The following is a 6,533-nucleotide window of genomic DNA, read 5'->3' as shown; positions in this document are numbered from 1 at the left end:
GCTCATCATGGAATTGATCAACAACATCGCTAAGGCGCATGGCGGCTATTCGGTATTTGCAGGCGTTGGCGAGCGCACGCGCGAGGGCAATGACCTTTACTGGGAAATGATCGAATCCGGCGTGAACAAGGAAGGCGGCGGCGAAGGCTCCAAGGCGGCTCTCGTCTACGGCCAGATGAACGAGCCTCCCGGAGCCCGCGCACGTGTTGCCCTGACCGGTCTGACCGTGGCGGAACACTTCCGCGACAAGGGCCAGGACGTTCTGTTCTTCGTGGACAACATCTTCCGCTTCACTCAGGCCGGTTCCGAGGTGTCCGCACTTCTCGGCCGTATCCCGTCGGCCGTGGGTTACCAGCCCACGCTTGCTACCGACATGGGGTCCATGCAGGAGCGCATCACCACCACGACCAAGGGCTCGATCACGTCCGTGCAGGCCGTTTACGTCCCGGCCGACGACTTGACCGACCCGGCACCGGCTTCGACCTTCGCGCACCTTGATGCGACGACCGTTCTGAACCGTTCCATCGCTGAAAAAGGCATCTATCCGGCCGTGGATCCGCTGGACTCCACCTCGCGTATGCTGGATGCCCGCATCATCGGTGAAGAGCACTACGAAACCGCACGTGCCGTTCAGGGTACGCTGCAGCGTTACAAGGCGCTCCAGGACATCATCGCCATCCTGGGCATGGACGAACTGTCTGAAGAAGACAAGCTCACCGTTGCCCGCGCACGTAAGATCGAGCGCTTCCTGTCCCAGCCGTTCTTCGTGGCTGAAGTCTTCACCGGTTCTCCGGGCAAGCTGGTTGCCCTGGAAGACACCATCAAGGGCTTCAAGGGCCTGGTGGAAGGTGAATATGACCACCTGCCGGAAGCTGCCTTCTACATGGTCGGCTCCATCGAAGAAGCCATCGAGAAGGCACAGCGGCTGGCTGCGGAAGCTGCCTGATCCTGAAATTGATCGGACGCCCCGCCGGGCGTCCGGCTTTCTTCATGTTTGATGGCTCTGCCATCAGAAAACGTAGACTGACAAGGAAGACGCCAAATGGCTGAACTTTTCCAGTTTGAGTTGGTCTCGCCGGAGCGCCAGCTCCTCTCCGAGCAGGTTTCCGAGGTCATCGTACCCGGCGCCGACGGCGAGTTTGGCGTTCTCAAGAACCACAGCCTGTTCATGTCCACCATCACGCCGGGCATTCTGAAGGTCCGCAAGGAAGGCGATGGCTGGGACGAATACTTCGTACGTGGCGGCTTCGCTGACGTCACCCCGGAAGGTTTGACCGTTCTGGCAGAACAGGCCGTGCCGGTCGGCGAGATCGATGCCGAACAGCTCGATCAGCAGATCAGGAACGCGGAAGAGGACGTCGCCGATGCAAAGGACGACGATTCCCGCCAGCGGGCCGAAAGGACGCTGTCCCGTCTGAAGGACGTTGTTGAAGCCCTGAAGGCGGCCTGACCGCTCAACGGCAACCGACTGCTGAGAAAATTGGACGCGGCCCGGAAACGGGCCGCGTTTTTCTTGTGATCCGTGGGGTCAAAGGTTCACGACTTCCTGCGGTTTCCGCGGATCAAAGAACTTGTATCCGTTCCGGCCGTGTTCCTTTACCTGGTAGAGCGCGACGTCGGCTCTTTTCAGGATTGGTCTTGCATCATCCGTTTCTCCGGTCACCGAGGCAATGCCGATACTGACCCCGATCGAAACCGTGTGTCCCTGAACGGTAAAGGGGACCATGATCTTTTGAACCAGCCGTTCGGCAACTTCCGCGGTGCTGCCTCCGGCGGCATCGGTTCCGCTGAGCAGAACGCCGAACTCGTCGCCGCCGAGGCGGGCGATCAGATCCGAGGACCGGACACATTCCTTCAGCCGGCGGGCCACCTGCTTGAGCAATTCGTCCCCGACATCGTGGCCAAACCTGTCGTTAACGGGTTTGAACCGGTCGAGGTCGAGGAGCATCAGATCGCCGTGACGGCCAGTGGCTGCTGCAGCGGCAATCTCTTCCTCCAGACGCAAGTTGAACAAAGTGCGGTTGGCCAACCCGGTCAGCATGTCGTGGTGAGCGGCGAATTCGATCTTCTGGGCAGCCTTCTCCCGCTGTGTCACGTCTTCATGGGTACCGATCCAGCCGCCGGTGGGCATCGGGACATGGATTGAACTGATGATCCTGCCACCCGGATGCTCGAACTTGCAGGGAACGACTTGTCCGGAGGACAGGCGGACCAAAAGGTCCGAGACATGTTCATGAACGTCACCTTCGAATTCGCCGCGGTTCTTCTCGGCTTCGATCAGTTCCATCAGGCTGATGCCTTTCCTGACCTCTCCTTCCGGCTTGCCGAAAATGTCGACATATTGCTGGTTCCAGAGGGTGAGCCGGCCATCACGGTCGAAAACGCTGACGCCCTGGCGCATTTCAGACAGGATGGCTTCCAGTTCCTCGGACCGCAGCCGGGCCGTACGCTCGTTTTCGGCCAGTTGGGCTTCCATGCGTTTGCGATCGGTGATGTCGAAGAAATTGTAGATTACGCCGCCCTGGGGCAAAGGCGTGCAACGGATTTCGATAAAGGATCCATCCGCTGAACTTCGTTCGTAACTGTGAGCCTTGGTAAGGTCGTAAAGTTCAATTCGCTCCTTCGCAATCTTGTCAGGATCGCCGGGACCGTAGTCTCCACGGACCGCGTTGTAGCGGATGGCCTGGAACAAGGTGGGCTTTCCGTCGACAAAGGACTGCGGATAGTTGAGCAGGCGCACGAACTCCGAATTGCAGGACGCCAGTCGCAAATTCTCGTCGTAATGGGCGAAGCCGCCGGGAAAATTGTCGAACAGGACTTGAAGGGTTTCGGCCTGCTGTTTGGTCTCGGTGATATCGGTCAGAGAAACGACGATGCCATCGAGATCGAATTCGCTATCCTGATCGACGGGATGTGCATTGACCCTGAGCCACCTGGACAATCCGCTATCTTCCGGCCGCATGCAGGCGACGAGGTTCGATACGCGCGTGGGATTTTCCGCTGCCATCGCCAGAAGATTTTCGCAGTCCCCTTCACCTTCGATTTCACATCGAATCCGGACGTGTGGATCGCTGACGTTCAAGCCTGTCAGTTTCCTGTCGGCAATCCCGAACAGCTGCACCGCAGCCGGGTTGGCGGACAGAATCTCACCCGAATGCGACAGCAGCAAAATGCCTTCACTCAAGGTCTTGAGCGTTGTTCTGTGCACGGCTTCGGATTGTCTGATTGCGATTTCGGAGCGCTTCCGCTCGGTAATGTCGAAGAAACTGGAGACCAGACCGCCGTTCGGCAGCGGAATGCCCCGGACTTCCAAAATGGTGCCGTTGGGGCTGGTTCTCTCGTAAAGATGCGGCTCGGGTCCCTTGAACAGTTCCAGGCGTTCACGGTACAGCCTGTCAGGGTCTCCTGGCCCGTAGTCGCCGCGTTTGGCGATGTAGTAAGCAACTTCCTCCAGCGTTGCCTGCTCCTGAATGAATTCATGCGGCAGCTGCAGAAGCCTCTCGAAGTCCTCGTTGCAGACGGCAAGACGGTGTTGCTCGTCGTAATAGACCAATCCGCCCGGAAGGTTCTTGAAAACGACCTGCAGGGTTTCCAGGTTGCGCATCGTTTCCGTCACATCGGTCAGGGAGAGGACGATACCGTCGAGGCCGTAATCGCTGTCCGTGTCGATCGGCTTGGCGTTCAGCTTCAACCAGCGGGTTTGTCCATTGCCGCGAGGGTGAACGCAGACCACGGTGTTTGAAACCTGTGCCGGGTCGCGGGCAGCCAGTTCAAGCGGGGAAACGCTCTCGCTATGACCGGGAACGTCAAAGCGTATGTCGAGGTCGACGTCCGCCACATGCATGCCGGTCAGGTCATCGTTGGTCGACCCGAGCAATTCCAGTGCGGCAGGATTTACGGATTGGATCTGCCCCGAGCGGCTCAGCAGCAGAATACCCTCCTGCAGGGTGAGCAGCGTCGTTCTGTGAATGGCCTCCGAGCGTTTGACGGCATCTTCCGCGCGTTTCTTCTCCGTAACGTCGAACAAACAGAAGACCATCCCGCCGCTGGGTGTCGGGAAGGCGCGTGTGTCCAGAACCCGGCCGTCACCTGTAATGCGTTCGTATTGCGATGGCTGCTTGTCGTTGAAGTCCTGGAAGGTATTTCTGACGATTTCCTTGGGATTGCCCGGGCCGAAGTCGCCTCGCTTCGCCAGATAGAGCAGGGCATCCTGCCTGCGTGGTCTGTTTTCGATCACCGCGCGCGGAAGCTTGAGCATTCTGCGGAATGTTTCGTTGTAGGCGGTGAGGCGCATCTCCTCGTCGTGGTAGACAATGCCTCCGGGGAAATTTTCGAAAATTGCCTGAAGTTTTTCTTCCTGAATCTTGATCTCGGAAATGTCGGTCAGAGAAATGACAACGCCATCCAGCTTGAATTCACTGGCAGCGCTGATTGATCTGGCCCGTACCCGGAGCCATGCCATGCCGGCCGCACCGGGCCGCGAGACCCGAACGGTGAGCTTGTCGATTCGCTCAGGCTGGGTTGGGGTCAGGTCGAACAATTCACGGCCGGACAGGGGATCGTCGACCTGGGCTTCGATGTCGAGCTCAAGGTCCTGAAGTCTCAGACCCCTCAACTCCTCGCCTGCGTAGCCAAGTAGATGGGCAGCTGCGGGGTTGAATGACTGAATGTGTCCAGAACGGGTGACCAGCAGAATGCCTTCACTCAAGGTCTTCAGGGTCGTGCGCTGCACGGCTTCGGAGTAGCGCACGGCTTGTTCGGACTGCTTCCGGGCAGTGATATCCTGAAACGCCCCGACCAGACGGGTCAGCTTGCCGTTTTCGAAAATCGGCCGGCCCGCGGACCGGATCCAGAGACTGCGACCCTTGGCGGTTGTGAACGGAAGCTCGACATCCCAGCCGGTTCCCTCCGAAATGCATCTGTCCAGTGCTTCCCGGAAAACAGGCCGGCTGTCCTGATCGTAAAAGGACAAAGCCAGCTCCAGACTCGGTGTGAAACCCGGTTCCACTTCATGGATTTCCCGGGTTTTGTCTGTCCAGACCAAGGTGTTGGAGGCAATGTCGAGTTCCCATCCGCCGACACCGGATACATTTGCAATCTCTCCAAGCAGATCGCTTTCACGCTTGGCTCTCTTGTGAACCTGCTCGGCCTCCTGCAGCGCCGCTTTCGAGGTCAGCCTGGCCCGGTGGGCCTTGATGAGGCCTTCGGCCACGGTTCCCATTCGGCTGAGTTGCTCAAGCTGGGCTTCTGTCGGAGTGTGCGGTTCCCGGTCCAGGACGCACAGCGTGCCGAGCCGGTTCCGGCCATCAATGGAGAGCGGGCATCCGGCATAAAAGCGGAAGTGAGGCGGCCCGGTGACCAGAGGGTTGTCCCTGAAACGCTCGTCTGCAAGCGCGTCGGGCACGACAAACAACTCGCTGTTCAGAATGGCGTGCTGACAGAAGGAATTGTCCCGCGGCATTTCGGAAGGCTCCAGCCCGCACCGTGCCTTGAACCAAAGTTCCTTTTCACCAACGAAGCAGATCAGGGCGATTGGGCAGTTGAAAATCGCGGCGACGGCCGAAACGACGGCATCGTATTCGGGCAATTGCTCAGAATGAAGGATCTGAAGCGAATTCAGCGCTTCCAGACGTTCGGCTTCATTGTCTGCATGCACAAAGCTCATCGTGTGCATTGTCTCCCGAAGGGATTCGTCCCGACAACTTTCCAGGCTGACATTGCCAACGAATGCTCGGCTTCACGAATGGGGCGGGTCTTGATAAGAGCCGAGTGTCCTTCTTGCGTTACCTAGCGTCGTTTCCTTCCGGCAGCATCGTGTGAAATCATAGGTACCTGAATTGTTGCAATATAAGATTAATTTTAAGAACTTAATCGATTTGTCTATAAATACAGGGTTGTTTTAGGCGGAGCCTGTATATCTCAGGAGGCATTTTTGCGTATTAGTGGAAATGCGTAGGAAGTTTTACGTTTGAATATTTTGTCAAAGGCGAATTGAAAAGAACGGAATTTCCAGAATTTCTGAATCTTGCAGGTTCTCTTTGGGTAAGTCTGCCTCCGATGCAGGGGCAACAAAAAACCCGGCCTGAGAGGCCGGGTTCGAGGTCCGTGGGCTTTTGCCACGAAAGATCTGCTTTTGTGTATCAAGCAGCTTTTGTCTTCAGGCCGCGCGGCGGAAGGACAGGCTCATGCCGCCACCGGAACGGTTGCGGCGGCGCTCTTCCGGCGGAATGTAAACAATGGCGCTATGCTCTACGCAGTAGGACACACCCGGCTCGATGCGGGTGTTGCACGGAAAGATGTAGTTACCTGCATCGCCTTCTGCCCATTTGCAGCAGCCCGGACGCGGGAGAGACAAGTCAGCCATGGTGTTTTCCTTTGATCTTCTAACCAGCGGCAAAAGCGCTCGAGCATCCTCGGGAGGAGAGGATCCGAACAGCCTTTGTCAGAAATCGGATGTAATCGGCGCCCGGGACATCATCCGCAGTCCAACCCAAATGGGTGCCCTTCAGCAAGCGCAGGGATTACATAAGCGG

The 6,533-nt window shown here is 57.7% G+C and carries 4 protein-coding genes; 2 read left to right on the top strand and 2 right to left on the bottom strand.

Translation table 11 applies throughout. The annotated features are described in order from the left end of the window. Both atpD and ACQY7U_RS01135 read left to right on the top strand, forming a co-directional pair. Nucleotides 1-946: F0F1 ATP synthase subunit beta (gene atpD / locus ACQY7U_RS01140; RefSeq protein WP_428641124.1), on the top strand; the 946-nt coding region annotated here is incomplete at its 5' end. A gap of 96 nt (nucleotides 947-1,042) precedes the next feature. Then, the gene (locus ACQY7U_RS01135) at nucleotides 1,043-1,450 is read left to right on the top strand and encodes a F0F1 ATP synthase subunit epsilon (RefSeq protein WP_428641122.1); all 408 of its coding nucleotides are present in this window, start codon (nucleotides 1,043-1,045) and stop codon (nucleotides 1,448-1,450) included. Nucleotides 1,451-1,528: 78 nt separating this feature from the next. Here ACQY7U_RS01135 and ACQY7U_RS01130 read toward each other — a convergent pair whose 3' ends face one another. Both ACQY7U_RS01130 and ACQY7U_RS01125 read right to left on the bottom strand, forming a co-directional pair. After that, the gene (locus ACQY7U_RS01130) at nucleotides 1,529-5,665 is read right to left on the bottom strand and encodes a PAS-domain containing protein (RefSeq protein ID WP_428641120.1); all 4,137 of its coding nucleotides are present in this window, start codon (nucleotides 5,663-5,665) and stop codon (nucleotides 1,529-1,531) included. A 492-nt stretch (nucleotides 5,666-6,157) separates the two neighbouring features. Next, nucleotides 6,158-6,364, bottom strand: a complete 207-nt coding sequence (locus ACQY7U_RS01125; protein ID WP_428641119.1) for a hypothetical protein — start codon at nucleotides 6,362-6,364, stop codon at nucleotides 6,158-6,160. Nucleotides 6,365-6,533 lie beyond the last annotated feature (169 nt).

It is taken from the genome of Roseibium sp., assembly GCF_050301095.1.
GTDB lineage: Bacteria > Pseudomonadota > Alphaproteobacteria > Rhizobiales > Stappiaceae > Roseibium.
Note: the sequence above shows the minus strand (reverse complement) of the source record. Positions and strands in the feature narration are given on the sequence as shown.